25 protein-coding genes are annotated in these 26,576 nt (G+C 40.6%); 13 read left to right on the top strand and 12 right to left on the bottom strand.

The features are described from left to right. The first annotated feature begins 1 nt into the window (after nt 1). Both CWC02_RS10650 and ung read left to right on the top strand, forming a co-directional pair. Nucleotides 2-859, top strand: coding sequence for a cobalamin-binding protein (locus CWC02_RS10650; RefSeq protein ID WP_054554245.1), 858 nt, complete (start codon nt 2-4; stop codon nt 857-859). Continuing rightward, a complete protein-coding gene (gene ung, locus CWC02_RS10645) occupies nt 856-1,548 on the top strand; it encodes a uracil-DNA glycosylase (RefSeq protein WP_138618093.1) in 693 nt (230 codons plus the stop codon). Before CWC02_RS10650 ends, ung begins: the two co-directional genes overlap by 4 nt. Here ung and CWC02_RS10640 read toward each other — a convergent pair whose 3' ends face one another. After that, nucleotides 1,549-1,737 carry a DUF3545 family protein gene (locus tag CWC02_RS10640; RefSeq protein ID WP_054554247.1) on the bottom strand — a complete coding sequence of 63 codons (189 nt, stop codon included), beginning with the start codon at nt 1,735-1,737 and terminating at the stop codon, nt 1,549-1,551. Between the two features lie 186 nt (nt 1,738-1,923). Then, a complete protein-coding gene (gene tal / locus CWC02_RS10635) occupies nt 1,924-2,874 on the bottom strand; it encodes a transaldolase (protein ID WP_054554248.1) in 951 nt (316 codons plus the stop codon). A 222-nt stretch (nt 2,875-3,096) separates the two neighbouring features. On the opposite strand from tal, the gene yaaA reads away from it, so the two are divergent. The 4 genes from yaaA (at nt 3,097) to CWC02_RS10615 (ending at nt 5,622) form a co-directional block, all read left to right on the top strand. Further along, nucleotides 3,097-3,876, top strand: coding sequence for a peroxide stress protein YaaA (gene yaaA, locus CWC02_RS10630; RefSeq protein WP_062566697.1), 780 nt, complete (start codon nt 3,097-3,099; stop codon nt 3,874-3,876). Nucleotides 3,877-3,993: 117 nt separating this feature from the next. Next, entirely contained in the window at nt 3,994-4,929 is a 936-nt protein-coding gene (locus CWC02_RS10625; RefSeq protein WP_138618091.1) for a mechanosensitive ion channel family protein, read from the top strand. A 161-nt stretch (nt 4,930-5,090) separates the two neighbouring features. Then, nucleotides 5,091-5,348: a ribbon-helix-helix domain-containing protein gene (locus CWC02_RS10620; protein WP_138601793.1), complete on the top strand. Its 258-nt coding sequence runs from the start codon at nt 5,091-5,093 to the stop codon at nt 5,346-5,348. Then, nucleotides 5,335-5,622, top strand: coding sequence for a type II toxin-antitoxin system RelE/ParE family toxin (locus CWC02_RS10615; RefSeq protein ID WP_138618089.1), 288 nt, complete (start codon nt 5,335-5,337; stop codon nt 5,620-5,622). The genes CWC02_RS10620 and CWC02_RS10615 overlap by 14 nt, the downstream gene beginning before the upstream one ends. A gap of 21 nt (nt 5,623-5,643) precedes the next feature. Here the strand turns inward: CWC02_RS10615 and CWC02_RS10610 are convergent, their stop codons facing one another. After that, the gene (locus CWC02_RS10610; RefSeq protein WP_171043837.1) at nt 5,644-6,585 is read right to left on the bottom strand and encodes a hypothetical protein; all 942 of its coding nucleotides are present in this window, start codon (nt 6,583-6,585) and stop codon (nt 5,644-5,646) included. Nucleotides 6,586-6,888: 303 nt separating this feature from the next. Here CWC02_RS10610 and CWC02_RS10605 point away from each other — a divergent pair, with 303 nt between their 5' ends. Then, entirely contained in the window at nt 6,889-7,167 is a 279-nt protein-coding gene (locus CWC02_RS10605; protein WP_138618115.1) for a type II toxin-antitoxin system RelE/ParE family toxin, read from the top strand. After that, complete coding sequence (locus CWC02_RS10600) at nt 7,167-7,460, top strand: HigA family addiction module antitoxin (protein WP_138618087.1); 294 nt, start codon at nt 7,167-7,169, stop codon at nt 7,458-7,460. Before CWC02_RS10605 ends, CWC02_RS10600 begins: the two co-directional genes overlap by 1 nt. A gap of 268 nt (nt 7,461-7,728) precedes the next feature. Here CWC02_RS10600 and serA read toward each other — a convergent pair whose 3' ends face one another. From serA to CWC02_RS10575, 5 genes are all read right to left on the bottom strand, one after another. After that, nucleotides 7,729-8,958: a phosphoglycerate dehydrogenase gene (gene serA, locus CWC02_RS10595; RefSeq protein WP_054554254.1), complete on the bottom strand. Its 1,230-nt coding sequence runs from the start codon at nt 8,956-8,958 to the stop codon at nt 7,729-7,731. Nucleotides 8,959-8,972: 14 nt separating this feature from the next. After that, nucleotides 8,973-9,626: a ribose-5-phosphate isomerase RpiA gene (gene rpiA, locus CWC02_RS10590; RefSeq protein ID WP_054554255.1), complete on the bottom strand. Its 654-nt coding sequence runs from the start codon at nt 9,624-9,626 to the stop codon at nt 8,973-8,975. Between the two features lie 54 nt (nt 9,627-9,680). After that, entirely contained in the window at nt 9,681-10,277 is a 597-nt protein-coding gene (locus tag CWC02_RS10585; RefSeq protein ID WP_054554256.1) for a 5-formyltetrahydrofolate cyclo-ligase, read from the bottom strand. A gap of 13 nt (nt 10,278-10,290) precedes the next feature. Beyond that, nucleotides 10,291-10,857, bottom strand: coding sequence for a hypothetical protein (locus CWC02_RS10580; protein WP_054554257.1), 567 nt, complete (start codon nt 10,855-10,857; stop codon nt 10,291-10,293). Nucleotides 10,858-10,975: 118 nt separating this feature from the next. Next, on the bottom strand, nt 10,976-12,493 hold the full coding sequence (locus CWC02_RS10575; protein ID WP_054554258.1) for a S10 family peptidase: 1,518 nt from the start codon (nt 12,491-12,493) through the stop codon (nt 10,976-10,978). A gap of 500 nt (nt 12,494-12,993) precedes the next feature. Here CWC02_RS10575 and CWC02_RS10570 point away from each other — a divergent pair, with 500 nt between their 5' ends. The 5 genes from CWC02_RS10570 to mrcB all read left to right on the top strand — a co-directional run bounded on the left by CWC02_RS10570 (nt 12,994) and on the right by mrcB (nt 18,720). Next, a complete protein-coding gene (locus CWC02_RS10570) occupies nt 12,994-14,223 on the top strand; it encodes a diguanylate cyclase domain-containing protein (protein ID WP_054554259.1) in 1,230 nt (409 codons plus the stop codon). Nucleotides 14,224-14,404: 181 nt separating this feature from the next. Next, on the top strand, nt 14,405-14,743 hold the full coding sequence (locus CWC02_RS10565) for a P-II family nitrogen regulator (RefSeq protein WP_054554260.1): 339 nt from the start codon (nt 14,405-14,407) through the stop codon (nt 14,741-14,743). Between the two features lie 9 nt (nt 14,744-14,752). Next, entirely contained in the window at nt 14,753-15,982 is a 1,230-nt protein-coding gene (locus CWC02_RS10560; protein WP_054554261.1) for an ammonium transporter AmtB, read from the top strand. Between the two features lie 160 nt (nt 15,983-16,142). Continuing rightward, the gene (locus CWC02_RS10555) at nt 16,143-16,304 is read left to right on the top strand and encodes a YqaE/Pmp3 family membrane protein (protein WP_082401591.1); all 162 of its coding nucleotides are present in this window, start codon (nt 16,143-16,145) and stop codon (nt 16,302-16,304) included. A 91-nt stretch (nt 16,305-16,395) separates the two neighbouring features. After that, a complete protein-coding gene (gene mrcB / locus CWC02_RS10550; RefSeq protein ID WP_138618085.1) occupies nt 16,396-18,720 on the top strand; it encodes a penicillin-binding protein 1B in 2,325 nt (774 codons plus the stop codon). Here the strand turns inward: mrcB and CWC02_RS10545 are convergent. The 4 genes from CWC02_RS10545 to CWC02_RS10530 all read right to left on the bottom strand — a co-directional run bounded on the left by CWC02_RS10545 (nt 18,704) and on the right by CWC02_RS10530 (nt 26,489). Further along, nucleotides 18,704-20,542, bottom strand: coding sequence for a methyl-accepting chemotaxis protein (locus tag CWC02_RS10545; protein ID WP_138618083.1), 1,839 nt, complete (start codon nt 20,540-20,542; stop codon nt 18,704-18,706). The genes mrcB and CWC02_RS10545 overlap by 17 nt on opposite strands. A 161-nt stretch (nt 20,543-20,703) precedes the next feature. Beyond that, complete coding sequence (locus CWC02_RS10540; RefSeq protein WP_138618081.1) at nt 20,704-23,631, bottom strand: TonB-dependent receptor; 2,928 nt, start codon at nt 23,629-23,631, stop codon at nt 20,704-20,706. A 488-nt stretch (nt 23,632-24,119) separates the two neighbouring features. Next, nucleotides 24,120-25,400 carry a glutamate-1-semialdehyde 2,1-aminomutase gene (hemL, locus tag CWC02_RS10535; RefSeq protein WP_138601779.1) on the bottom strand — a complete coding sequence of 427 codons (1,281 nt, stop codon included), beginning with the start codon at nt 25,398-25,400 and terminating at the stop codon, nt 24,120-24,122. A 72-nt stretch (nt 25,401-25,472) separates the two neighbouring features. Next, nucleotides 25,473-26,489, bottom strand: coding sequence for an aspartate carbamoyltransferase (locus CWC02_RS10530; RefSeq protein WP_054554265.1), 1,017 nt, complete (start codon nt 26,487-26,489; stop codon nt 25,473-25,475). Nucleotides 26,490-26,576: the final 87 nt, after the last annotated feature.

The following is a 26,576-nucleotide window of genomic DNA, read 5'->3' as shown; positions in this document are numbered from 1 at the left end:
CATGAGAACCATTAAGTTTGCACTCGTAAGTGTTTTATTTTATTTACCAACATTGGCTCAGGCTAATGAAATAAAAGAGCCTCAACGTATTGTTGCCTTAGCCCCACATATCGTTGAAAACCTGTTTGCGATTGGTGCTGGAGAGCGCATTGTGGGTACTGTTGACTATGCAGACTTTCCTCAGCAAGCGAATGATATCGAACGGGTAGGTGGCTATTACGGGATTAACATGGAAAAACTGTTGTCGTTAAAACCAGACCTAGTTCTGGCTTGGAAAACGGGTAACAAAGCCGAAGATCTCGCTTACATTGAAAAGTTAGGTATTCCGGTAGCGTACAGCAATCCAAATCAGGTTGATAATGTGGCAGATGAACTACGTAAACTAGGCACGCTTACGCATTTGCAAACCAAGGCAAATAAAGTAGCCAAACAGTTTGAAACTAAACTCAATGCTATTCGCAGAGCGCAAGAAGGCAAACCGAAAGTGTCGGTGTTTTATCAATTATGGCCTGAGCCAATGATGACAGTTGGCGGAAATACTTGGATCAATCAGCTATTAACTATTTGTCATGCGGATAATGTGTTTGCTAATAGTGATACAGACTACCCGCGCATTAGTATTGAAAATGTATTGGTTGCCAATCCAGAGGTCGTGATTATTCCAGATGAAAAATCGAAAAAGCCTCAGCCTAAAATTGATTGGCGACAATGGCCTGAATTGCCAGCGGTGCAACATAACCAGTTTATTAGTGTAAACGCAGACTTATTGCACCGTTTTACAATCCGTATGCTTGATGGTTTGACCGACATGTGTGGTAAAATAGACGTTTCTCGTCAGCAAATACAGGCTTCAAAATGAACGATTGGCAAACATTTCTAGATACTGAGCTTGCTAAGCCCTACATGCAAGAAACCTTACAATATGTGGCCGATAGACGCGCAGCAGGCGTTACCGTTTATCCCAAAGACGAACAGGTATTCTCAGCTTTTGATGCTACCCCTTTGAATGAAGTTAAGGTGGTTATTTTAGGGCAAGATCCTTACCACGGAGAAGGGCAAGCCCATGGTTTGTGCTTTTCGGTATTACCAGAAGTTAAAAAGCTGCCCCCGTCTTTGAAAAATATGTATAAAGAGTTGGCTACTGATATAGAAGGTTTTGAGATACCTCATCATGGCTATTTGCAAAGCTGGGCCGAACAAGGCGTGTTCTTACTCAACACAGTATTAACGGTTGAGCAAGGGCAAGCTCATTCTCATAAGCATCTTGGCTGGGAAAAGTTTACTGATGCAGTAATTGCGCTTATCAATCAGCACTGTGACGGTGTGGTGTTTGTGTTATGGGGCGCACATGCTCAGAAAAAAGGTAAACACATTGATACCTCGCGTCATCATGTGATCCAAGGCCCGCATCCATCACCGCTTTCTGCACATCGTGGCTTTTTTGGTTGTCAGCATTTTTCAAAGACAAACCAGCTGCTTACTGATCAAAATAAAGCACCAGTAAATTGGTCGTTGCCGCAAATGCAAAAGGCCCTTACGGGCCTTTAATTAAAAGTCTAATTCATCAAGCTCAACGCTGTCTGTGAAATAGTCTAACTCCTGTAGTTCTTTGCGAAGTCTATGCTTGTCTTTCAACGCTTCGATTTCGCGCCATTTTCTCTTTTTATTTTTTGTAGAGGTCTTTTTTGTTGTACTAGGACCTTCTAATATTTCTAAAATATCGTCTAGGCTATCCATGAACTTCTCCTATTGATTTTTTGAACCTCGGAAATACCTATACCACAGGCTGCTCAAAAATAGAATAAAAAAGTGACAATACTGTTACAGAACTGTGATTGATAGATGAATAGATCAAAGAAGGTGGTTTTTTAGAAACAAAAACGCCACCTAGCGGTGGCTTTTTAAAAAATACTGTAATTTAAATTACATTGCTTTAAAGCGTGCTTCTAATTCAAGCTGTGCTTGAGCAAAAGAACGAATACCCTCAGCAAGTTTTTCTGTTGCCATAGCATCTTGGTTATGTAACCAGCGGAACTGGCCTTCAGTTAGTGGTGCTGGTTTTTCTTCAACAGTAAAGTCGCTCTCTAGTAGGTACTCTTGTGCATCCGTTAATTGGCCTAACTCTTCTAAAAGAGCAGGGCTAATCGTTAACTTATCACAGCCAGTCAGTGCGATGATCTCGCCTGTGTTACGGAAGCTTGCGCCCATAACAACCGTTTTGTAATCGTGGCGTTTGTAAAATTCGTAAATGCTACGTACAGATTGCACACCTGGATCGTTTAGCGGATCTGTTGGTTTTTCCATGCCGTTAGCAACGTGCCAGTCTAAGATACGGCCAACGAATGGTGAAATTAAAAATACGTTCGCATCGGCACATGCGCGAGCTTGTGCTTCAGAGAATAACAGCGTTAAGTTACACTTAGTGCCTTCTTTTTCAAGCTGTTCTGCAGCTTTGATGCCTTCCCAAGTTGATGCAACTTTGATTAGGATTTTATCTTTGCTAACGCCTTCTTTTTCGTAAAGGCTCAGTAACGTATGTGCTTTGTCGATAGTCGCTTGGGTATCAAATGATAAACGTGCGTCTACTTCTGTAGAGATATAACCAGGTACGATTTCGCTAATTTCTTTACCAATTAATACAGCAAAGTAATCACATGCTAACTCAAGTTGTTTAGCTGCATCTTGCTCGGTTTCTTTGGCATATTGCCACGCTTTATCTAAATAAGGCTTATACGCTTCAATTTCACTGGCTTTTAAAAGTAGAGATGGGTTTGTTGTTGCATCTTCTGGTTGGTGCTTTTTGATAGCTTCAATATCACCTGTATCTGCAACAATAGATGAATGCTGTTTAAGCCTTTGTAGTGCTGAAGTCATTTGCTTTCCTCATTCCAAGCAAGTTAAAAGAAAATCCATTATAGCGGCCTTTATGCTGCAACACTATGACAGTGTTTAATAGGTCAAATGTCCTTAATACAGAAAACTAGAACATTATGTATGAAAAGAACAGCGGATAAAGGCAGGACGAAACAAAACGTGCATTTTGATTCAATTAATGTTGAAATTGACATCAAACAAATTACAAGTCAATAGCTAAGTATGATCACTGTTATTTCACCTGCAAAAAATTTAGATTACGAAACACCAGCCACGACCGATAAATTCACTCAACCTGAATTACTCGAGCACAGCGAAGAGTTAATGTCAGTTTGCCGTGATTTAACACCAGCGCAAATTGGTAGCCTAATGAAAATCAGCGATAAACTAGCTGGTTTGAATGCGGCACGTTTCGCCGAGTGGTCACAGCCATTTACGCAAGACAATGCAAAACAAGCCGTGCTAGCCTTTAATGGTGATGTATACGGTGGCTTAGATGCGCAAACGCTAAGCGATGCTGATCTTGATTACGCACAGTCGCACTTACGTATTTTGTCTGGTCTTTATGGTGTGCTTAAACCATTAGATTTAATGCAAGCTTACCGCCTTGAAATGGGTACTAAGTTAGAAAACCCACGCGGTAAAAACTTATATGAGTTTTGGGGCAGTGTTATCGCCGAAAAGCTAAATACAGTGCTTGCTGAGCAAGATAGCAAATACTTGGTAAACCTTGCTTCGAATGAGTATTTTAAAGCGGTTGATAAAAAAGCATTAAATGCACAAATCATCACCCCACATTTTAAAGACTGTAAAAACGGCCAATATAAAGTGATCAGCTTTTATGCGAAAAAAGCCCGCGGCATGATGGCGCGTTACATCATTGAAAATAAAATCACCCAATTAAGTGATTTAAAAGATTTTACTGTTGCTGGTTATTACTTTAGCAGCGATGCAACAGCAAAAGAATTAGAGCCTGTTTTCTTACGAGAAGAGCAGAACTAAACTTTTAGTAAAATGAATTAGAAGAGCCGTGCTAAGCACGGCTTTTTTGTGCTTGTATGAAACTGGCGCTTATTTTGCAAAACACCTTTTATGTTTCTTAATGTATCAGGTAGTCGCATGTTAAAAATACCAACCGTCGGTGAAGCCGAAAAACTTATAGAAGAAAAGCTCGGTGGCTGGGTTGATATTATCATAAGCCATATCCCTAACTTTATTGTTGCAGTAATCATTACTATCGTGTTTTCACTGCTGGCGCGTATCGTTGGCTCAATGCTTAGAAAGCTATTACGCCGCTCGTTAGAGTCTTCGCAAATCGCAGACTTAATGTCATCGATAGTAAAAGTCATCGTGTTATGCGTAGGCTTATTTGTAGCCCTTGATTTCTTGGGCCTCAGAGGCACGGTCACCTCATTACTAGCTGGTGCGGGTATCGTAGGCCTTGCAATTGGTTTTGCCTTTCAGGACATGACAGAGAACCTTATAGCGGGTATTGCTATGGGTATTCGCAAACCATTTAAAACAGGGGATGTAATTCGCACTGAAAGCGTGTTTGGTACTGTACGGGCGATTAACCTTAGAAACACCCTCATTGAGAACTTTTATGGGCAACTTATCTTAGTGCCTAACAAGATTCTATTTAGAAATATACTCAGTAACTACAGTACCTTAGGTGTGCGTCGTATCGAAGTGCCAGTGGGAATTTCGTATGCAGATGACCCCGAGCAAGCTGCTGAGGTGATTGTTAAAAAAATCAATGAGTTTGATTTTGTGATCAAACAAGAAGAAACCGCAGTTTACGCCGAAAGCTTTGGTGATAGCAGCGTTAACTTACTAGTTTGGTTTTGGATTAAATACCCCGGCGAAGCGGATTTCATGACCGTTCGTCACAAGGCTGTTGTGGCTGTTAGAAACGCTCTAAGCGAAGCTGACATGACCATCCCATTCCCAATCCGCACGTTAGATTTTGGCATCAAAGGCGGCGAGAAATTAAATGCCATGATAAGCGAAAAACAGCAAGATAAAGGCGCTGAGGCACAGCAAACCGATGAGTAAAATTTACTGACTCATCGGCGAGATTTACACAGGGAAGTGTGTTTGAGGTGGGGGATTAAGTTAAAGGTATAGTTGATTACTAGCACCAATAAGCTAAGCTTGATTGTAGTAGTACAAAGTAGGATTATATCTGGATTTGATCTGTTTAAGATGAGTAAATTATGACGATGGTAAAAAAAAGTATCACTGTGACTGCCCAACAAGAAAAATGGATGCAAGCACAGCTCGCTTCAGGAAATTATGCGAGTGACAGTGAGTTACTTCGAGATTTGATTAGAAAAGAGCAAATGCGAGCTTCTGAAATTGAAGCTATTCGTATGAAATTGATTGAAGCAGAGAAAAGTGGACTTTCAGATAAATCACCAAATCAAATGTTAGCTAGTTTCAAGGAAGAAGCGAGTAAGGATGGGAAGTTATAAACTTAATATTCAAGCCGAAGCTGATTTGAAGCGAATTTGGTTTCGTGGTTTAGAGCAATATGGTGAAAATCAGGCTGATGCTTATTTTTATAAGTTTTTTGATCGTTTTGAGCAATTGGCAAAGCAACCTTATTTAGCACCAGCAGTCGATGAGATTAGGCAAGGTTATCGACGAGCTGTTTGTGGTGTTGATAGCATTTATTATCGCATTCAAGGTGGCAATATAGAAATTATGAGAGTATTAGGTAGGCAAGACATTCAAGCTAATCTTTGAACGAGCATGGCCTTTTAACCTTCATTTCAAATCATTTTTAACCCAAGCTCTTTCATTAGGGTAGTCGACTATAACTCTCAAATATTTAAGCGCTGAACCTCCTAGCGCACCATCAATTTGTTTATCCATCATAGAAGACATAAATTGATGAAAATTATTATCTTCTCTTCGCGTAAACCAAACAGGGCCCACCACTTTATTTGCTATTTTTAGCTCTGGCACTCTAATCATTGATTGTTTAGATAACAAACATGCTTTTTCTATAACCGTCCATTCAGGGTGAGATCTCACCCAATTGTCAAATATGGACGCAGTGATAAAAGAGGTTGCGACTTTTTCACCGGATAAATTAAGTTGCTCAAGAGCTTCATTTGAAGGCCAAGCAGAAGCGCCAGTATCGAATAACATTAGAATCGTTACACCATCTACAGATATATTAATGCTCGGAAAACCTAACGTATAATTACCTAATTCATTCTTTTGGAAACCTAAAGGTACTTCAGAAAAGTTATCAGTTTCAGGTAGTTTAGATAAAATAGTGATGCTTTTATCTAGGTAGTTAAAATCGATGATTTTTTCAGCATGCCATCTGCCGCCTAAGGTGCCATCCAACTCATTAGATGAACTTATTTCTCTTCTTGGCACTACTTGTAATTGACCTGCCCACCAATTGTTCAGCCCTGCGATGGGTATCCAAGCACTTTTATCAAATTGCGGCATATCAGTAACTTTAATGGCACCGTCTTCAGTTTCTTTGCTTTCAACCTTCCATTGATATTTTTCACTGAGTTCTTTTGAAATAGCATTCCAACCACCACCAGTATCAGTGAAAAATTTTACTGTTGTGCCATCACTGAGCTTTGGGGTTAAGTAGATTAAATTATTTTCAAATTCACTTGGCAGTTCTGTTGATACGCAAAACATAGGTGTAATAAGTAGTAAAGCAAATATCAGTTTTTTCAAAATAAACCTTCCAATGGTGATTTGAGCATAGTGGTGCATTATGTCGATATCTAAGAAATAAAACAAATGACCTGGATCTGTTAAATAATTTAAAGGAGGTTGGGAGTGTAAATTCGCGCGAAATGAATTTTACGCCTACGGTGAGCCGTATCTGACTTAGCGCTTAAAATTTACGGTTTAAAGCTTTTAATTAACGTGCTGGTTTTTGCTTTGCTTCAAATTTTAACCCACAGGCTATTCCCCCTAAGTAAGGGGGTTACATTTTAAATGGACACCTGTTGCGCAACACGCTACACTTTGGCAATGATCAAGACATTCAAACATAAAGGCTTGAAAAAGTTCTTCGAGACTGGAAGCAAAGTAGGGATTCAAGCCAAACACGAGCGCCGTTTGAGAATGCAACTAGCCGCTATAGATACCGCTTCGATTATTGAAGATATCGATTTACCTGGGTTTAAGTTGCATCCATTAAAAGGCAATCGTGATGGTGTTTGGTCAATAACTGTAAATGGTAATTGGCGAGTAACATTTGAATTTAAAGATGGTAACGCCTACATATTAAACTACGAGGATTATCACTAATGACTATGCATAATCCACCGCATCCGGGTGAATTTATTTCCGATGTATATATGGAGCCTTTCGGTTACAGCTGTAGATTTGTCGCGAAACAATTGGATGTCTCACCTTCAACTCTTAACAGAGTCCTTAAGGGGCAGAGCTCAATTACTCCTGAAATGGCATTAAGATTATCTAAGGCTTTGGGTAGAAGCCCTGAAAGTTGGCTATCGATGCAAGATAATTACGATCTTTGGCAAGCTAAACAAAATGTTAACCTAACCAAGGTACACCCTATTAGTTTTGCAGTAGCGTAATGAGAATAATCACAAGCTTGCTGCTACTTTGGCTGTTCACCTGAAATTTCTAGTGTGTTACTTATAAGAAATAAGCCATCGCGCGAAATAAACGTCACGTCTACGGTAAGCTATTTATGGCTTAGAGCTTGAAATTTACGGTTTAAAGCTGGGTTCCCGTGTTGGGTTTCGCTGCGCTCAAACCAACCTACCTTAAAGTTTTGTTCTACAAAAAAAAGCGCAAGCAGTTTAACTGTTTGCGCTTTTTATTTATTTGTTATATCAAAGATTAGTGAAGGATACGTGCTCTGATAGTCCCTTCTACAGCACTTAGCTCTTTAAGAGCGACTTCTGATTGGTCTGTATCTACATCAATTACTACGTAACCAATTGATTCGTCAGTTTGTAAGTACTGGGCTGCGATATTAATGCCGTGCTGTGCAAACGCTTGGTTAATTTGCGTTAGAACACCTGGGCGGTTGTGGTGCACGTGTAATAAGCGGCTGCGGTTTGCAAGCTCAGGCAGTGATACTTCAGGGAAGTTAACTGCTGTAATGGTTGAACCATTATCTGAGTACTTAGCAAGTTTGCCCGCAACTTCAATACCGATATTTTCTTGTGCTTCTTGTGTTGAACCACCAATATGCGGAGTCAAAATCACGTTATCAAACTCGCGTAGCGGTGATACGAACTCTTCATCATTTGATTTTGGTTCTACAGGGAACACGTCGATTGCAGCGCCGCTCAGCTTTTTATCACGCAGTGATTCTGCTAGAGCGTCAATATCAACAACAGTGCCGCGAGAAGCATTGATCAAGATGGCGCCTTGCTTCATTACTTCAAGCTCAGCCATACCAATTAGGTTCTTCGTTTGTGGTGTTTCTGGTACGTGTAAGCTAATAACGTCAGCACGTTGTAGTAACTGAGTTAGGTTATGAACTTGCGTTGCATTACCCAGTGTTAGCTTGTCTTCGATATCGTAAAACTCAACGTTCATGCCGATATTTTCAGCCATGATACCTAGCTGTGTACCAATGTGGCCGTAACCAATAATACCTAAGGTTTTACCACGAGCTTCAAATGAGCCGTTGGCTGATTTTAACCAACCTCCGCGGTGCGCTAGGGCATTACGTTCTGGAATACCACGAAGTAATAATAAGATTTCACCAAGCACTAATTCTGCAACAGAGCGGGTGTTTGAGAATGGTGCGTTAAATACCGCAATACCACGCTCACGAGCACCTTGCAGGTCTACTTGGTTAGTACCGATACAGAAGCAGCCGATTGCGACTAGCTTTTCAGCTGCTTCTAATACCGCTTCATTAATATGAGTGCGAGAACGAAGGCCTACAAAGTGCACATCTTTGATGCGCTCAATGAGCTCGTCTTCAGGTAAGGATGTTTTTACGTAATCAATATTACTGTAGCCATTACGCTTAAGCGTTTCTACAGCACTTTGGTGCACGCCTTCCAGCAAGAGAATTTTAATTTTGTCTTTTGCTAACGATACCTTACTCATATCCTCATTCCTATTTACTTTATTTGCGGCCCGTTTTTGGTGCCGATAATGACTTTATCTGCACCGCGATGGGCAAACAAGCCGTTTGTTACTACACCAACAATCTGGTTGATTGTTAGTTCTAATTCTTTGGCGTTGCTGATATCTAAATTGTGCACATCTAAAATGACGTTACCGTTATCTGTTACAACACCTTCACGGTAAACAGGGTCACCGCCTAGTTTTACTAGTTCACGCGCTACATAGCTGCGTGCCATTGGGATCACTTCAACCGGTAGTGGAAATGCGCCTAATGTTGTAACTTCTTTAGATTCATCAACAATACAAACAAATTGTTTTGCTACCGCTGAAACGATTTTCTCGCGTGTCAGGGCTGCACCACCGCCTTTGATCATCTCATTGTGTGGGTTGATTTCGTCTGCGCCATCAACATACACATCAAGGCTTGATACATCGTTTAGTTCGAATACTTCAATACCCAGTGCTTTTAACTTTTCAGTTGAAGCCTCAGAGCTTGAAACCGCACCAGTAATGGTGTCTTTTACTGTATCAAGTGCATCAATAAAGTGATTCACTGTAGAGCCTGTACCTACGCCAACAATGGTATTTTCATTTACAAACTCTAGGGCTGCCCAGGCAGCGGCTTTTTTTAATTCATCTTGCGTCATAATTATGTGCTCAGTTAGCTGTCAGAGAGGGCCTATAGTATACAAACAGTTTGCTTACCATTGGTAGATTTTCTCTGGGGTTATAATGTGTTTTAACGGTACATCCCACGATTCAATTGGCAATGCTGAAACATGCTGACATTGATGGGCAAGGCCTATCAAAATCGGTTTTTGCCAGTTTTCTTGGTAATACCGAGCCAACGTTTTGTCATAAAACCCACCGCCCATTCCTAAACGGTTACCTTGATCATCAAATGCCACTAATGGCATAAGTAAAATATCAAGCTTATCTAAAGGACATATTTGACTGCAATTTAACTTGGGCTCCAAGATACCATAGCGGTTTGCAGTCATGGGTGAATTTTCTTCATACCTCTGAAAGTATAAAGTTGTGCCATTAAAGGGGTGAATTATAGGCAGATATAAATGCTGCTCTTGCTTCCATAATTCTTTAATTAACAATGAGGTGTCTAATTCGCCATCATTGCTAAAATAAATGCCGATATGGACATTTTTAGGTGTTTTTAGTGATTTTAAGTGTTGAGTAAAATTCACTTTTAGCGCAATGGCTGCATTTTTTTGTTGTTCAACAGTCAGTGAATTGCGCTTTTTTCGAATAGATTGTCTGATTTCTGCTCGTGTGTTGCTCATGTCAATATTAGTGTTAACTTTCTAAAAAGGAGAAAAGTTCAGGAAAAAGCTCCACTACACCCAAAATGATCAATAACACTATGACCATGGCAATAAGCGAATAGAGTAGGGTGTTTGAGCGTTTTTTAACGGGCTCTGTTAATTCGTCTTCAAGTAGCAAGTCATCTTCTTGCCAGCTATCGTCACTATCAGCAACGCTGTTATTTTCAAGCTCAGGTAAACGTTGCTCTAAGTCATCAAGTTTTTCTTCTAGACGAATAAGGCTACTGGTGATGTAATCGAGGGCATCAAAAATACGTTCTTCACGCTCTTTGGTCTGTGCATCTGTATTGCTTGATTGGTTGCTGGTGGCTGCTTGGTTTATCGGTTGGAGCTTGGCTTTAATGCCAACACTTGCGAGTAATTTTGCTTGTTTTAGTGCTTTATCTTGCTCGCTTGGTGCAAATAATGGCTTATGCTCAAACAGGGTTGCAACTTTGTCTGTTGTTGTTTTTAGTTTTGCAGCTAGTTGCTCTGTTGCTTGTGCTTGGTCGACACCGGCTTCGAGCCCTGCAAACATTACGCGAAATTTTTCTGCCATTTGCTGATTATCCAAATCCTTAAATCAATGACTTGAGTATATACCCAAAAAGATTAGTGGAAAAACAAAAGCCCGTATAAAACGGGCTTTTTCTATTATGGATTTGCAAATACGCTGTTTAGTATTTTGCTGCTTTGCCTTCGGCTGGTAGAGATTTCAGGATGAAATCACGTAAGTCGTTATTTGATGACTCTAAATCAGCATGACGTAAATACATCATGTGACCACTGCGGTAGCCTTTAAAGCTTAAGCGCTCTTTCATTTTGCCACTAGGATCTAACTGCCACATTGTGTATTTAGCATCAAAGTAGTTTGTTGCACCGTCGTAGTAGCCAGATTGAATCATCACGTTTAAGTATGGGTTTTGTGCCATTGCTAAACGTAAGTTTTCACCTGTGTTGTTGCCTGAGCGATCCCAAGGGTGAACATTACCAAATAGGTTATATTTGATATCGGTTTTGTAGTTAAGCTCTTCACGTAGGTAATAGTTAATCGCTGGCGTGAATGAGTGTAACCATGAAGTAAGCTCAGCCCAGTAATCAGGTGACTCACCTGCATCACGTTTGTCGATACCTAAATAGCGAGAATCTAAACGGCCTACAGTTTGGCCGCGCTCGCGCAATAGCTCTTTCCAGAAGAAGTTATTTGGGATATCAAGGTTATTTTGCTCAACAAACTTTTCAGATAAACCTGCGTATTTTGCCGCTTGCTTGATAATGGCACGCTTTTCATCAGCAGGTAAGAAACCACCTTTAGCAATTGCAGGTAAGAACTTATTCACGGTGAACTGTTCAACTTCAGGGAGTAACTCGTCTAAGTCTTTTGCTTGTAAGTCTGCGCTAAGTGCTTTGTGGTACCAAGCGGTTGCAGCAAAGTAAGGTAGGCGGTTAGCAGCTTCTACAGGGCCTTCGCGCTTAATACCAATCTCAGTTGGTGATACTAAAATAACACCGTTGATGTACATCCATTGGCGATTTTGTAATTCGTGAGCAAGGCCAGATACACGAGTCGTACCATAGCTCTCACCAATTAAAAATTTAGGAGAGCGCCAGCGCTCGTTGCGAGAAACAAAGGTATTTAGCCACTCTGCTAAGTATTTGATGTCAGCGTTAACACCAAAGAACATTTTTTGTTGATCTGATTTACTTGGTAGCTCACCTTTTTCGTTTTCAAGAACACGTGAATAACCGGTGTTAACAGGGTTGATATAAACAATATCAGCCACGTCTAAAATTGAGTAAGGATTATCTTTTACGCCATAAGGTTGAACAGGGTAGCCTTCGTCATCAATTTTTAATACACGCGGTCCAGTATAGGCAAGGTGCATCCATACTGACGCAGAACCTGGGCCACCATTGAACGAAAAGACTAAAGGGCGTTTTGTTCTATCGTCTACTTTGTCGCGGGTATAATAAGTATATTGTAGCGTTGCAACCGCATCGCCTTGCTCATTCCAAACTGGTTGTGTCCCTGTGGTTGCGGTATATGAAAAGCGCTCACCATTAATGCGGGCTTTGTGTTCTGTCACCACTTTACTGTCAACGTCAATACGACGTCCATTATCAGCAAAGCTTGGAGTACTGAAGGCCAGTGTTAATGCTGTCACTGACAAGCCAATAAAACTAACAAGTTTCATGTTGATTCCTTATTATTCGAATTGCAGCTATTAAAAAGTAAAGCCAACTCGATGACAAACTAATGAGACTAGTCACCAATATTAGCTGTTAAATAAAAGAAGAAATGCAAGGTGAGTTACAAAAAAGTGCACTTTTTAGTAAAGATAGCTTGGTTAAATATTTAGCTAGATTAAAAAATGGCGTATATTGAGCAAGTTTATAAATGGTATACCCAAACCACCTCAAGATGCAGAATTCAGCGTTTCACAGGTGCTTAATATCAAGGCGTTACTTTGCAACAATGGCAGTCCCTTTTAAAAAGTAACAACGATGAGAGTAAGTGCCTGTGAAACGCCCAACGGGTTGGTTTAAAAGCGATTTATACTGCGTTATTGATTTTAACAATAGAACCACTATTACTTGCAATCAATGCCTTGCCTAAATCGCTTTTAATTCCAACTGAAACTCGCACCTTGAGGTGGTTTGGGTATATACACGAGCTTAAGAAAGAGAAGTTGCAATGCAAAGAGTGTTAGTTGTAGAAGACAGTAAAGTAGTACAGCAAGTGTTACGGCATTTAGCAGCTCACTACCTTGATGTAGCTGTTGACTTTGCGTGGTCCTTAAAAGAGGGCGTAAACTATATCGCTAAGCATGACTACACATTAGCTTTGGTTGATTTAACATTACCTGATGCGATGAACGGCGAAGTGGCCAGATATACCCTCTCAAAAGATATTCCTACCGTGGTGCTAACATCTAAAATTGATGAATACATTCGTCAGCAAATGCTAGAACTAGGTGTGGTTGATTACGTAGTTAAAGACAACCGTGATTCATATCACTACGCGATTAAACTTGTTGCGCAATTGCTTAGAAATCATGGTTGTAAAGCGTTAGTGGCTGATGATTCGGTGTTAAGTCGTACTTTGATGAAGCAAATGCTTGAAAAGCAGCTTTTCAAAGTAAGTGATGCGCAAGATGGTGAGCAAGCACTACAAATGCTTAAAGACGACCCAGAAATTAAGTTATTGCTAACGGATTATGCGATGCCAACAATGGACGGCTTTGAGCTTGTTAAAGCGGTACGTAACTTTCGTGGCCGCGATGACCTAGCAATAATTGGCCTATCAGGTGCGGGTAAGCATGGTTTATCTGCGCGGTTCATAAAATATGGAGCTAATGACTTTTTAACTAAGCCATTTATGAACGAAGAGTTTCATTGCCGTGTGATGCAAACTATGGAGCAGTTGTCATTAATAGCCGATATAAAAGAAAGTGCATACCGCGATCATCTAACTGGTTTGCATAATCGACGTTATTTTTATCAATATGCTGAAAGAGTATTAAAAAATGTAGAGCAAGATAACGTGCTTGCCCTGCTTGATATCGACTTTTTTAAGAATATCAATGATCAGTTTGGTCACGAGGCGGGTGATCAGGCATTAAAGCAAGTAGCTTCATTTTTGAAAAGAAAGTTTGATGATTTTACAGTTGCTCGTATTGGTGGTGAAGAGTTCGCTGTAGTATTAAACAATATGGATCTCGAAAAGGCTCAGCCTAAGCTAAATACGTTTCGTGAACAGTTAGCTGAGCACGCCTTTTCAATTAATGGTGAACCTTACTCATTAACGATGAGTATTGGTATAACAAAATTCCATAAAGTATCCCTCACAGCTGCAATGCGCACCGCAGATAAAGCCCTTTATCAAGCCAAGCAGCAATCGCGAAATTGCTTAGTTCAACTATAGTTGTGTTAATTGCACCAGCGCAGGTTAATTGTTAAAAAAATGCACCATTAGGGTGCATTTTTTTTGTTCAAAAGCGCAGTTTTGTTTTTAACTTATTGAAAGGATTAAATAAAAAATAGTGGCATAAAGGTTGGATTGTATAAGTCAACAGGATAACAATAAGCGTCCGAAGGGGGCCACTATGAAAATGATTAGTGCAATAATAAAGCCATTCAAACTTGACGATGTGCGTGAAGCATTGGCTGATTTAGGCATTGAGGGGATGACAGTTGTCGACGTTAAAGGCTTTGGCCGTCAACGTGGTCATACTGAGCTATATCGTGGAGCTGAATACCAAGTCGATTTTATTCCAAAGATCAAACTTGAAATTGCAACTCGTAGCGAAAATTGTCAACGCGTTGTTGAAACCATCACAAAAATTGCTTCAACAGGCAAAATTGGTGACGGCAAAATTTTTGTTTACGACTTAGACCAAATCGTTCGTATCCGTACGGGCGAACTTGATGAAGAAGCAATTTAAGGGGGAATTATGGAAAACACTATCGTAGAGTTGAAGTTCTCACTCGACACTTTTTACTTTTTGATGTCGGGTGTTTTAGTAATGTGGATGGCGGCTGGTTTCGCTATGCTTGAAGCAGGTTTAGTTCGTGCAAAAAATACTACAGAAATTCTAACTAAAAACGTTGCACTATTTTCTATTGCTTGCACTATGTTTTTATTAGTGGGTTACAACATCATGTATGTTGATAACGCAGAAGGTGGTTTCATCCCTTCATTTGGCGCATTAATCGGCACGCAAGCTGCTGATGCTGATCACTCTTTAGAGTCTGATTTCTTCTTCCAAGTTGTGTTTGTAGCAACAGCTATGTCAATCGTATCTGGTGCGGTTGCTGAGCGTATGAAGTTATGGGCATTCTTAATTTTTACTGTTATTTTAACCGGTTTCATCTACCCAATCGAAGGTTACTGGACTTGGGGCGCGGGCTTTTTATCAGAAATGGGCTTTGTTGACTTCGCTGGTTCTGCAATCGTTCACGGTGCAGGTGCTGCGGCAGCGCTAGCAGGGGTGCTTTTCTTAGGTGCGCGTAAAGGTAAATACGGTAAAAATGGTGAAATCTACCCTATTCCTGGTTCTAACTTACCGTTAGCAACATTGGGTACATTAATTCTTTGGATGGGTTGGTTCGGCTTCAACGGTGGTTCGCAACTACTTGTTTCTGATGCCGAAAACGCAACAGCAGTTGGCAAAATCTTTTTAAACACTAACGCAGCAGCAGCGTGTGGCGCAATCGCAGCACTATTTGTATGTAAAGTGTTATGGGGTAAAGCTGACTTAACAATGGTTCTAAATGGTGCATTAGCTGGTCTGGTAACGATTACTGCTGAGCCAGCATCACCAACACCATTACTTGCTTGTTTACTTGGTCTATTAGGTGGCTCACTGGTTGTATTTAGCATCGTTGCACTTGATAAAGCGAAAATCGATGACCCTGTAGGTGCTATCTCTGTACACGGTGTGTGTGGTGCATTAGGTATTATGCTAGTGCCACTTTCAAACTCTGATGCAACCTTTGTTAATCAATTAATTGGCTTAGTATGTATCTTAGGATTTGTATTCATCGCGTCATCAATCGTATGGGCAATCCTGAAAAATACCATGGGTATCCGTGTTACCGAAGAAGAAGAACTAAACGGTATGGATCAACATGACTGTGGTATTGATGCTTACCCTGAGTTTGTTTCAGTTCGCAGTAACTAATCTTAGTGCGTGCAATAGCACGCACATAAAAATATCATTGTGTGTTCAAATCGAAGCTCTACTTAGGTAGGGCTTTTTTGCGTTTAAATAAGTCTTTTCTGATAGGCGAAATAGTCGTTTTTTGACTATGCTTTTAATTCTGAATTAATAAGGAAAAACGATGGATAACAAACTCTTGCTTATAATTATTTCGCTGTTTTTACCACCTGTAGCGGTATTTTTGAAAGCGGGTGCTGGTAAAGACTTAGTAATTAACATTATTTTATGCTTTATCTTTTTTATACCTGCTGTGATCCACTCACTCTGGTTGTGTACACGCTAGTCGAGTTTAAGTGACTGTTAATTTTACAGGTGTTAGTATTGCGCTGTTTAGGGCTTAATCCTGTAAAATTAACTGACCAATAGCGAACTCAATGGCTGATAAAAAAACTCCTGCAAAAAAGTCGTCTAGCAAACCTAAAGCGGCATCAAAAAAAACTACTACTAAGCGCTCACGCACATCTCAAGTGCCTGCTAAAACAAGTTTATTGAGAAAACTTTGGTCAATTTTTTGGAAGCTTTCACTCGCAGTAATAGTTGCCATGGTGCTGTATCTAATTTATTTAGATGCAAAAATCACTCGCCAATTTGAAGGCAATAAATGGCAGTTACCTGCACAAGTATATGCCCGCGCAATGAGCTTTTATCCCGGGCAGTATTTGTCTCAGCAAGAGGTTATTTGGGAGTTAAACCGTTTAAATTACTCATCTGTAAACAAGCTAAGCCGTACAGGTCAGTATGTTAAATCGGCTAACAGTATTAAAGTGTACCGTCGCGAGTTTGAGTTTTATGATGGCCTTGAAGATGCACACGTTATTGAGCTGCGTTTTTCAGGGCAGAAATTAGCAACTATCAAAGATAAGTTTGGCCGCCGTTTAAACAATGCTCGATTAGAGCCGGTTCAAATAGCTCGCATTGGTAATGATTCAAAACAAGACCGCGAGTTTGTACCGCTTGATAAATTTCCGCCGATGCTAAAAGATACCTTGCTGGTGGTTGAAGATCGCAATTTCTATCAACACCATGGTGTATCTGTGTGGTCAATTATGCGCGCTTTATACAGCAATATTAAAGCCGGACGTACAGTGCAAGGGGGCAGTACTTTAACCCAGCAATTAGCAAAGAATATATACCTTACCCGTGAGCGTTCACTGGTGCGTAAGTTTAATGAAGCGCTTATTGCCTTGATATTAGATTACCGCTACAGCAAAGATGAAATTTTAGAAGCCTATCTGAATGAAGTGTATTTGGGTCAGTCTTACAATCAAGGCGTGCATGGTATGGGCCTTGCCGCTGAGTTTTATTTTTCAAAGCCTGTGGATGAGCTTGAATACGACCAAATCGCGCTATTAGTCGCTATGGTAAAAGGGCCATCGTACTATAATCCGCGCCGTTATAGTGAGCGCGCAATGGAGCGCCGTGATTTAGTGCTGCGCTTAATGGTTGAAAACAAGCTAATTGATACCCGTGAGTACCGCGCAGCATTAAAGCGCCCTATTGATATTGCACCAATGAAAGACAGCTTGCAAAAGTCGTATCCGGGTTACTTAGAATTAGTTAACCGAGAATTAAAGCGCCTGCTACCTGATCAGCAGGTGTTAGATGCTGGGGTGCGTGTATTCACTTATTTTGACTTACAAAAGCAAACGGCCATGGAAGAGTCTGTTGAGGCAAGTCTACCTTATCTAGAAAGACGCCCTAAAACAGAAGAGCTTGAGGCAGCGATGATTTCTGTTAATGTCGAAAAAGGTGGAGTGTCGGCGCTAGTTGCAGGCCGTGACGTACGTTATTTTGGTTTTAACCGTGTGCTTGATACCAAACGTAATATTGGCTCATTAGTTAAGCCAGCAGTTTATTTATCGGCATTTGAAAGTGGTCAGTTTAATGTTGCCACGTTGGTGGATGACTCACCGCTGCAAGTGACTAATGAGCAGGGTAAAGTGTGGCAACCTGAGAACTTCGACAAGCAGTTCCGCGGCCCTATGCCTCTTTATAAAGCATTTAGTAACAGTATTAATATCCCAGCCGTTAACACGGGTCTTGATGTTGGAGTTGATAAAGTCGCTGATACCTTGAAGCGTTTAGGTGTAGAAGGGCGTATTGATCAATATCCGTCGTTACTTTTAGGTGCACTTGAGCTTTCAAGTTTTGAAGTAGCGCAGCTTTATACAACGCTTGCTGCTGATGGTCAGTACCGTGAATTAACGTCTATCTCAGCCCTTACAGACTCAGTAGGTAAAGTGCTTTACAAGCATGATGTCAGCTCACAAAAACGCTTTGATGACGCATCAATCTACATGACTAAGTATGCAATGAAGCGCGTGACTAAAGATGGCACGGCTAAACGCCTAAATGCTCATTTCCCATCAATTCAGCTTGCCGGTAAAACAGGCACCAGTAACGAATTACGCGATAGCTGGTTTGCCGGTTTTGACCAAAACACCGTGACCGTTGCATGGATTGGCCGCGACGATAACAAGAGCACAGGTTTAACAGGCAGTGTTGGCGCACTAGAGGCCTACATTCGTTACCTTAAACCACTCAACCCTGAAGCTATAGCAGATACTCGTCCGGCTTCTATTCGTTGGGCATTCATTAATGAAGAAACCGGCCTGCAAGCGCCTCCGGGTTGCGGCAAAGTGGTGCAGCTACCCATACGTGCAAGCGAGTTTGAGCCTAGACCTAATTGTCAGCGCTAAACTTGGCCATTGAATCATTTAGCTCAACACAGAGTTGAGCTAAATTTTGTACGCTATTCATTGCCATAAGTGCGCTTTTCTCTGTGTCTCTGGCAAGTTCACTGACATCTTCAGCGTGGTGTAAAGCGTTTTGAATTGCAGTGCCTTGCTGATTGACTTGAACTGCTATTTGCTTTCCTTGCATGCCAATATCAGACATTGATGCTGCGACAGCTAATAAATTATTTTTAGTGTGCTCTGCACTTTGTGAACCTTGTTCCATCTTCTCTACGCTTGCTTGCATTTTATCTTGTGTTAGCTTTGTTGCGGATTGAAGTGAATTAATAATTTGGTGGATCTCATGAGTTTGTTGTTGAGTGCGTTTTGCAAGGGTTCTTACTTCATCTGCAACAACCGCAAAGCCTCGGCCTTGTTCACCAGCTCTAGCTGCTTCTATCGCAGCATTCAAAGCTAGTAGGTTGGTTTGCTCGGCAATTTCATTTATACCATTACTCACGCTACTAATCGCTTGGCTGTCTTTAGCAAGTAACTCTAAGGCAGCAAGACCCTCGTTGAACTCTTGTTGTAAATGACTCATGTGCGTGGCTAAATGTGCGCTTTCATCAGCACCTTTTTGTACTTTTTTGGCTGCAGATGAAGCTAAATCAACGGCTTGAGAGGCAGACACCTCGACATGTTCGGCAGCTTGGCTCATTTCTGATAAAGCTTGGCTAATAGTTGACACACTTTGTTGCTGAACTTGTACATCTTGACTGGTTTTTTCAGAGTGACTCGTCACTGTATCTGTGGTTGTTATTACACTGCTCGTAGTGTGCTTGACTTCATTTACCATCAAAGAAAATGATGCCAATACATGATTAAACTCTTTTCCTATTGAGGTTAACTCATCTTTACCTGTTAACTTTAAACGCGCAGAGATATTACCTTGCGCGGCACTGTTAGCGGTTTCTGAAAAAAGTTTTAGGGTATCAACTACTAAGCGATAAAATCCAAGCATCAAGTAACTGGCTATTATTAAAGATAATAGAGCAGCAGCGATAACAAGGTACAAAATGAATTGTTCATTGTTTAGCTTATAACTAATGATACTCGTAAGGGCAGGCTCAGTGTCAGCAATGTACTCATCTATACTTTGGTTTAAATTCGCTTTAAGGCTCAAAAATTGTGCTTTGCTTAATTCTATCGTATCAGGCTCCAACAGCCTTTGGTTAACTTGTTGCGAAAACTGAGATATGTTTTCTAGTAATGTTTCAGCACTAGGAGATAGTTGCTCTTTTATTTTATTGTCTTGTTGGAAGGCGATGGATAACGCATCTTTAAATTGCCCAGATAACTGGGGCATCGCTTTAATTTGGTTTGATAAAGCAATAAAGCTTTCTGGCGTAAACTTACCTTGATTTAATACTTTTTCAGCACTTTGGCAGGTGCTATTAAGATGGTAAATCAAGTTAGGCAAATGGGTGACTAAAGTACGATTTAAGTAATTAATGGTGAGGTTTTGACTAACAGCTAATTGCGACTCAATTGATACTGTTTCAAGTATGTTTTCTTCACTCGATGCATTGTGAGCATAACCTAAAGTTTGGGCGGAATTCAGCATGGCTTGTTGCTTGTTATCGACAAGATACGATAACAGCAAGCGGTAACTACTGATGCCTTTGTATTGTTGTTTTGAAACTTGGATATTTTCATTTAACAGACTGATTAGAAAAAATAAGCTCAGACACAGAGGAAAAACTAATAAACTAAACAATAAAGTAATTTTATGTTTGTACTTAAGTTGTGCCATTAAATTAACAGCAGGTATTATGAGTCTATTCATAGTTGCCTCGAAACATTGTCAGTCGAAACTAGATAGACCGAGTTTGGGGCACATATTATTCAATAAAGTTAGAAAGTAATTGTTGAAGTGGTTGTTACTTAAATAAAAGCCTCATAAAGAGGCTTTTAGAGTCATTGCTTTTCTTACTAATTTAATCGAAATTAAAAGTCGTAAGAAGCAGATAGTTGGACTCGACGAGGAGATTGATAACTTTGCGCTAAGCCAAATGTTGCACTATCATCACCAGCCGCCACTTCAGCAACTTCGTCATAACGAGTTGCTGTAGATGCATCAAATACATTGAAAATATCTAATGCGAAGCGTACTTTTTGATCATTGAAATGCAAGTTGTACGTAAAGTTAAGATCTAATCGAGCTGTCCAGGGAGTTGTTCCCATGCTGCCGCGAGGGTAGCGTTGATCGCCTACATAATAGGTGTCGCCATAAGAATATTTGTCTGGGTCTGGTGTATACCCTGCACCTAACGCTGTCCAAGGACGACCTGAAGCAACATTTAAGTTTGCACCTATTAAGAAGTCTTCAGTAACTGCATATGCACCGTAAACTTTAATATTGTGGCGACGGTCCGCTGGTAAGTTACCGTTAGCACCATCCATAAGATAAGGGTAATCCCAGTCTTGTGTTAAACCTGCATCATCTTGACCGTTATCAGATTTAACAAATCCTTCTGTGTTACCGTAGTTATGAGACCAAGTATATAGGGCTTTTAATGACCAAACTTTATCCCAGCTCTTCTCAATTGAAAGGTCAATGGCAGCGTAACGACGTTTAGCTTCAGGGTAACCTAGCTCTTCAGCTGTGAAGCTATACTCTTCAGTTACACCGTCACCATCTAGATCGAAGTTAAATGTTGCGCCATTACCTGGGTTAAATAAGAACCAGTTTTCACCAAGGTACTCTCCATCTTCATCAGTAAAGATATATGAGCCATCATCAATTTGATTGCCTAGTGTGCGATATGTACCTTTGATGCTCCAAGACCAGTCATCATTAATCGCTGCTTGATAACCAACAATAATTTCATCATTGTACATAGGCTCAAGATCTTTATCTGCAAGAGTATTTGAAGGTTTTGCTGTCCCGTCACCACCATTTGAAATAGCGATATCACCTAATTGATTGCTCAAACCTACAGGAGTACCGTCAGCATTAAGACCCTCATACTCATACCACGTGTGGATATAAGTTTCGGCACCTGCAAGACGAATATTCGTATTTGCAGCGACAGGTAAGTAATAGCGACCTGCAGTAACGAATAATTTACTGTCACCGTCACCATTTATATCCCAAGATGCACCTAATCTTGGCGCAATTTGATTATCAATAGATACAAATTCATCGCCATCCGCATTGTAGTTTGTGAAGCTGTCATTACGTAGACCTAAAGTTAGTGTTAGGGTATCAGTAACAGCCCATTGGTCTTCAATATAAATCGCCCAGTTTTCAACTTCGAATGCACCGCCATTTTTATAGTCACGAACACGAGTTGTTTTCATTTCTTCAGGAAGGACATAACCATTAGGAAGACGAGCACCTTCTTCGTATGTTCTATAGTAGTAGTAAATACCACCCGAGTTAATTGTCGTTGCATCTGATGTGTTGGTTTCTGAGTCATAACCAAATCTTAGTGTATGCTCATCATTTAAGTACCAATCAAAATCAACGCGCAATTGCTCGCGCTTATCTTCATTAGCGCCTACAGTGAAGTTTACATAACAAGTAGTATCAACACCTAAGTCTGCGTCATAGCCGGTAGGACAGTCATCAAAGTCAGAGTAGTCTGTTTCTGAGAATTTAACTTCACCGTACATAGCAGACATGCTTAAATCATCAGTCAGGTTACCTGTATAACGAACTGCAAAACTTTCACCGCCGCGTTTGTGGTAAGCTGTACCACCATCTAATGTGTAATTACCAGTGCCATTCAGGTCTTCGATTGTACTCTCAGAATATGTACGCTCATCACTAAAACCCCAAAGCATCAATTGATGATCCTCATTAATGTTCCAGTCAATACGTGCTAGATAATAAGGGTCGTCATCTTTTTCTTTTGTTAAAGAGGTTTGAGAAGCGTTACCATATTCTTCTTCATTATCACGGAATGTATAAATACCATAGAAGAAAAGCGTATCTTCAATTAACGCACCAGAGGCATAAATATTTGTCTCAAATGAGTTTACATAGTCATCTTGGTTATTGACATATAAATCTCCAATACAGTGACCATCTTCAGCCTCACAACGATCATTTTGTAAGTAAACTGAGTTTGGAGACTGTTCTCTCAATGAGTCAGGCGAGTAAATAGATTCAACACCAAAGTGAAAGTCATTAGTACCTGACTTTGTAACTGCAGAAATAAGGCCACCAGTCGTTCGACCAAACTCAGATGAGTACCCACCCGTTTTTACTTGGAAGCTATCATATGCAGAGAATGGGATTGTTGCGCCGCCTAAGCCATTACGGAAGTTAGTCATATTCAGACCATTTACGTAATAAGCATTTTCAGCAACAGATGAGCCACCAAAAGATGCTTGATCGCCAAATCGACTATCACCTTCAGTTGCGCCAGGCGCTAGTAAAGCAACCGATGTTAATGAGCGAGCAACTGGTAATAATTCAAGCTCTTCTGAACTAATATTTAAAGATGATTCAGTAACTGAAACGTCAACAGCACGAATTGCGCCACCAACAACTGCAATTCGTTCAATATTACCTTCAACTAGTGGAATTTCGAGAAGTGCAGTTTTACCGACACCGATAATTACATCGTTGATCTGTGCTTTTTCAAAACCGGCTTGTGAAACGGTTATGTCATATTTACCAACAGGCACTTGATTAAGGTTAAACTGACCATTTGCATCTGCAATGAGAGTTTTTTCATAACCTTTTGTTTTATCAGTAATAGTGATTGTTGCGCCTGCTAAAGAAACGCCAGACTGAGTAATGAGATTACCTTTGATTGCCCCATTAACATTGTCAGCCAAGGCTGGCATAGCTGCACTTAAGGTCATAGCAACAGCTGCAGCTGTAAACGAACGCTTAAATGTTTTTGAAAAGTTGTTTTTCATTGAGCTTTCCCTGTGAAATTTTAGATTTGTTGTTATTTGTTAATAACCTTCACACCTTGCATTTATTTTTCTAAGGTTTTTACCTTTAAATAAAGGGTGAAACAAATTGGTAACACAGCAGGAACATACTAATCAATTATTTATGTTATAAATACGATAAAACAACATAAAAACGCCTTGGAACGATCTAAATTCAAGTTTAAATCATTTTAATAAACAAAAATAAAACAATTGTAATTAAGTGTAATTGAGTTAAGGTTTTTTAATGTTAAGTTTAATTATTTTAAAACAGTGGGTTGGGATGGTTTTATGTGTGTTTAGTTACAATGAAAATAAAAATGCACTAATGAAATACTTACTTTGTATAAATGATGTTTGAATTGTAATATTTTATTGGTTTTTATTTTCTGGTGGGGATGTATTTGTATTATATTTTGGGGCATCGAAGTATAGGCCACCGATTAAAGTGACCTATTTTATTTTTTAGATTAAAGCTTCGCGAATGCGCGCTCTGCGGCTGCAATGGTGTCGTTGATCTCTTTTTCAGAGTGTTCAGCGCACACAAAGCCTGCTTCAAACGCCGAAGGAGCGAGATAAACACCTTCTTCTAGCATTAAGTGGAAGAACTTTTTGAAGCGTTCTAAATCACACTCAGTCGCTTGTTGGTAGCTAGTTACTTTTTCTTTATCAGTAAAGAAGAAACCGTACATACCACCTGCGTAGTTTGTTGTAAGTGCAATACCTGCTTTTTTCGCAGCGGCTTCAAAGCCTTCACAAATTGCTTTGCTCTTTGCTTCAAGCTCGTCGTGCAGGCCGTCAGCACTTAAAAGTTCTAAAGATTTTAAACCGGCAGCCATGGCAATTGGGTTACCTGATAATGTGCCCGCTTGATAAACTGGACCAACAGGTGCGATGTAATCCATGATTTCTTTCTTACCGCCAAATGCACCCACAGGCATACCGCCACCGATCACTTTACCTAAACAGGTTAGGTCTGGTTTGATGTTGTAGTAAGCTTGTGCGCCACCTAAAGCAACACGGAAACCTGTCATTACTTCATCAAAAATAAGCACAGATTTGTATTCATCACACACCTCACGCAGACCTTCTAAGAAGCCTGGTACAGGTGGAATACAGTTCATGTTGCCAGCAACTGGCTCAACGATGATACAAGCGATGTCGTCAGCATATTTTGCGAAAATTGCTTTTACTTCATCAAGGTTATTAAACGACACAGTTAATGTGTGCTTAGCAAAGTCTTCAGGAATACCTGGTGAGTTTGGTACACCCATAGTCAGTGCGCCTGAGCCTGCTTTTACTAGTAGTGAGTCTGCATGACCGTGGTAACAGCCTTCAAACTTTAAGATTTTGTCACGGCCAGTGAAACCACGTGCTAAGCGAATCGCACTCATTGTAGCTTCAGTACCTGAGCTTACCATACGTACTTTTTCGATTGATGGTACTAGCTCTTTTACTTTTTCGGCCATTAAGATTTCAGTTTCGGTTGGCGCACCATAGCTTAGGCCATTTTCAACGGCTTCTAATACCGCTTGCTTAATAGCTGGGTGGTTATGGCCCATGATCATGGGTCCCCATGAACCAACGTAATCGATATAACGGTTACCATCAGCATCAAAGGTAAAAGGGCCTTCAGCTTTAGTGATGAATAAAGGAGTACCGCCAACGCCATTGAAGGCACGAACTGGTGAGTTAACACCGCCTGGGATTGATTCTTGCGCGCGATTAAAAAGATCTTGGCTAATTGTCATGAATAGTCCTATTGGGTTGTCACGTTAAATGAGTTGGTTTGCGAGGGCTCAAAGAGCCCAAAACGAAGCAAGTTAGCTATTACGTTTACGGCTAAACCAAGGCACGTCGACTTCATATTGCTCAACTTTGTCGGCAACATCTAAGGTTAGAGCAAACAACGCCATGCGAATTAACACGCCATTTTGCACTTGGCGGAAAATTGCTAGGTTGTCGTTGCTATTTAAATCGTTATCTAGCTCGTTTGCCTCTAAACGGCTGTCACGAGGGAGTGGGTGCATCAATACTGAGTTTGGCTTACAGTGTGCGTTGTAAATTGCTTGGCTGATACGGAAACCACCACGGTATTTGTTAGCTTCTTCTTGTGAAGGGAAGCGTTCTTCTTGGATACGGGTTTGATACACAATATCGGCCGCCAAGTTGCCTTCCATCTTATCGACTACTTGAATTTTATGACCTGCGTTATCTACAGCATCTAAAATGTAGTCTGGCATTTGTAAGCCATCAGGTGCCACCATAGAGAACTTAACGTCTTTATAATGACAAAGTAATTTAGATAAAGAGTGCACAGTACGGCCGTATTTTAAATCACCTACTAGGGCAATGTGCATACCGTCGATGCTTTGGTTGAAGCGACCTAGTTCACGCTCAATTGTTAGTAAGTCCAGTAGGGCTTGTGTTGGGTGCTCATTTGGGCCGTCACCGCCATTAATCACTGGCACGTCACACCCAGTGGCAAACTCAGCAACAGATCCTGCGTCAGGGTGGCGCATTGCGACTGCATCTGCATACGCTGAGATAACGCGAGCGGTATCATACAAAGATTCACCTTTTGCAAGCGCCGAGCTTTGCATACCTGTTGTTTCACGAACCAAACCACCTAGTAAGTTAAATGCTGTACCAAAACTTACGCGAGTACGCGTGCTTGGTTCAAAGAACAAGTTCGCTAAAATTGCGCCCTCTAAAACATTGGTGCGCTTTTGCTTTTTAGCATAAGGCTCCATTTTCTTAGCAACTGCAAAAATACGTTCAATACAATCTCGATCAAGCTGATTGACCGACAGGATATTTTCACCTTGGAAACTTAGCATGGGGTTTGTTCCTAATCATATTTATAGGGCGCTGGCACTCGGTATGGGAGGCCGCATAAATTTGCGCAGTACTATAGCAAATTTTTA

This window comes from Pseudoalteromonas sp. S2721 (assembly GCF_005887425.1).
Taxonomy (GTDB): domain Bacteria; phylum Pseudomonadota; class Gammaproteobacteria; order Enterobacterales; family Alteromonadaceae; genus Pseudoalteromonas; species Pseudoalteromonas simplex.
The sequence above is the reverse complement of the archived record's forward strand: the minus strand, read 5'-3'. Positions and strand labels throughout refer to the sequence as shown.

What these genes read in the sequence shown, in the direction of transcription:
- CWC02_RS10560 (WP_054554261.1), top strand. Translation starts at nt 14,753, where the DNA reads ATGGAAAACACTATCGTAGAGTTGAAGTTCTCACTCGACACTTTTTAC.
- CWC02_RS10640 (WP_054554247.1), bottom strand. Translation starts at nt 1,737, where the DNA reads ATGGATAGCCTAGACGATATTTTAGAAATATTAGAAGGTCCTAGTACA.
- yaaA (WP_062566697.1), top strand. Translation starts at nt 3,097, where the DNA reads ATGATCACTGTTATTTCACCTGCAAAAAATTTAGATTACGAAACACCA.
- CWC02_RS10615 (WP_138618089.1), top strand. Translation starts at nt 5,335, where the DNA reads ATGGGAAGTTATAAACTTAATATTCAAGCCGAAGCTGATTTGAAGCGA.
- CWC02_RS10650 (WP_054554245.1), top strand. Translation starts at nt 2, where the DNA reads ATGAGAACCATTAAGTTTGCACTCGTAAGTGTTTTATTTTATTTACCA.
- rpiA (WP_054554255.1), bottom strand. Translation starts at nt 9,626, where the DNA reads ATGACGCAAGATGAATTAAAAAAAGCCGCTGCCTGGGCAGCCCTAGAG.
- ung (WP_138618093.1), top strand. Translation starts at nt 856, where the DNA reads ATGAACGATTGGCAAACATTTCTAGATACTGAGCTTGCTAAGCCCTAC.
- CWC02_RS10565 (WP_054554260.1), top strand. Translation starts at nt 14,405, where the DNA reads ATGAAAATGATTAGTGCAATAATAAAGCCATTCAAACTTGACGATGTG.
- CWC02_RS10600 (WP_138618087.1), top strand. Translation starts at nt 7,167, where the DNA reads ATGACTATGCATAATCCACCGCATCCGGGTGAATTTATTTCCGATGTA.
- CWC02_RS10570 (WP_054554259.1), top strand. Translation starts at nt 12,994, where the DNA reads ATGCAAAGAGTGTTAGTTGTAGAAGACAGTAAAGTAGTACAGCAAGTG.
- CWC02_RS10575 (WP_054554258.1), bottom strand. Translation starts at nt 12,493, where the DNA reads ATGAAACTTGTTAGTTTTATTGGCTTGTCAGTGACAGCATTAACACTG.
- CWC02_RS10605 (WP_138618115.1), top strand. Translation starts at nt 6,889, where the DNA reads ATGATCAAGACATTCAAACATAAAGGCTTGAAAAAGTTCTTCGAGACT.
- CWC02_RS10530 (WP_054554265.1), bottom strand. Translation starts at nt 26,489, where the DNA reads ATGCTAAGTTTCCAAGGTGAAAATATCCTGTCGGTCAATCAGCTTGAT.
- CWC02_RS10620 (WP_138601793.1), top strand. Translation starts at nt 5,091, where the DNA reads ATGACGATGGTAAAAAAAAGTATCACTGTGACTGCCCAACAAGAAAAA.
- CWC02_RS10555 (WP_082401591.1), top strand. Translation starts at nt 16,143, where the DNA reads ATGGATAACAAACTCTTGCTTATAATTATTTCGCTGTTTTTACCACCT.
- CWC02_RS10540 (WP_138618081.1), bottom strand. Translation starts at nt 23,631, where the DNA reads ATGAAAAACAACTTTTCAAAAACATTTAAGCGTTCGTTTACAGCTGCA.
- mrcB (WP_138618085.1), top strand. Translation starts at nt 16,396, where the DNA reads ATGGCTGATAAAAAAACTCCTGCAAAAAAGTCGTCTAGCAAACCTAAA.
- hemL (WP_138601779.1), bottom strand. Translation starts at nt 25,400, where the DNA reads ATGACAATTAGCCAAGATCTTTTTAATCGCGCGCAAGAATCAATCCCA.
- CWC02_RS10585 (WP_054554256.1), bottom strand. Translation starts at nt 10,277, where the DNA reads ATGAGCAACACACGAGCAGAAATCAGACAATCTATTCGAAAAAAGCGC.
- tal (WP_054554248.1), bottom strand. Translation starts at nt 2,874, where the DNA reads ATGACTTCAGCACTACAAAGGCTTAAACAGCATTCATCTATTGTTGCA.
- serA (WP_054554254.1), bottom strand. Translation starts at nt 8,958, where the DNA reads ATGAGTAAGGTATCGTTAGCAAAAGACAAAATTAAAATTCTCTTGCTG.
- CWC02_RS10625 (WP_138618091.1), top strand. Translation starts at nt 3,994, where the DNA reads ATGTTAAAAATACCAACCGTCGGTGAAGCCGAAAAACTTATAGAAGAA.
- CWC02_RS10580 (WP_054554257.1), bottom strand. Translation starts at nt 10,857, where the DNA reads ATGGCAGAAAAATTTCGCGTAATGTTTGCAGGGCTCGAAGCCGGTGTC.
- CWC02_RS10545 (WP_138618083.1), bottom strand. Translation starts at nt 20,542, where the DNA reads ATGAATAGACTCATAATACCTGCTGTTAATTTAATGGCACAACTTAAG.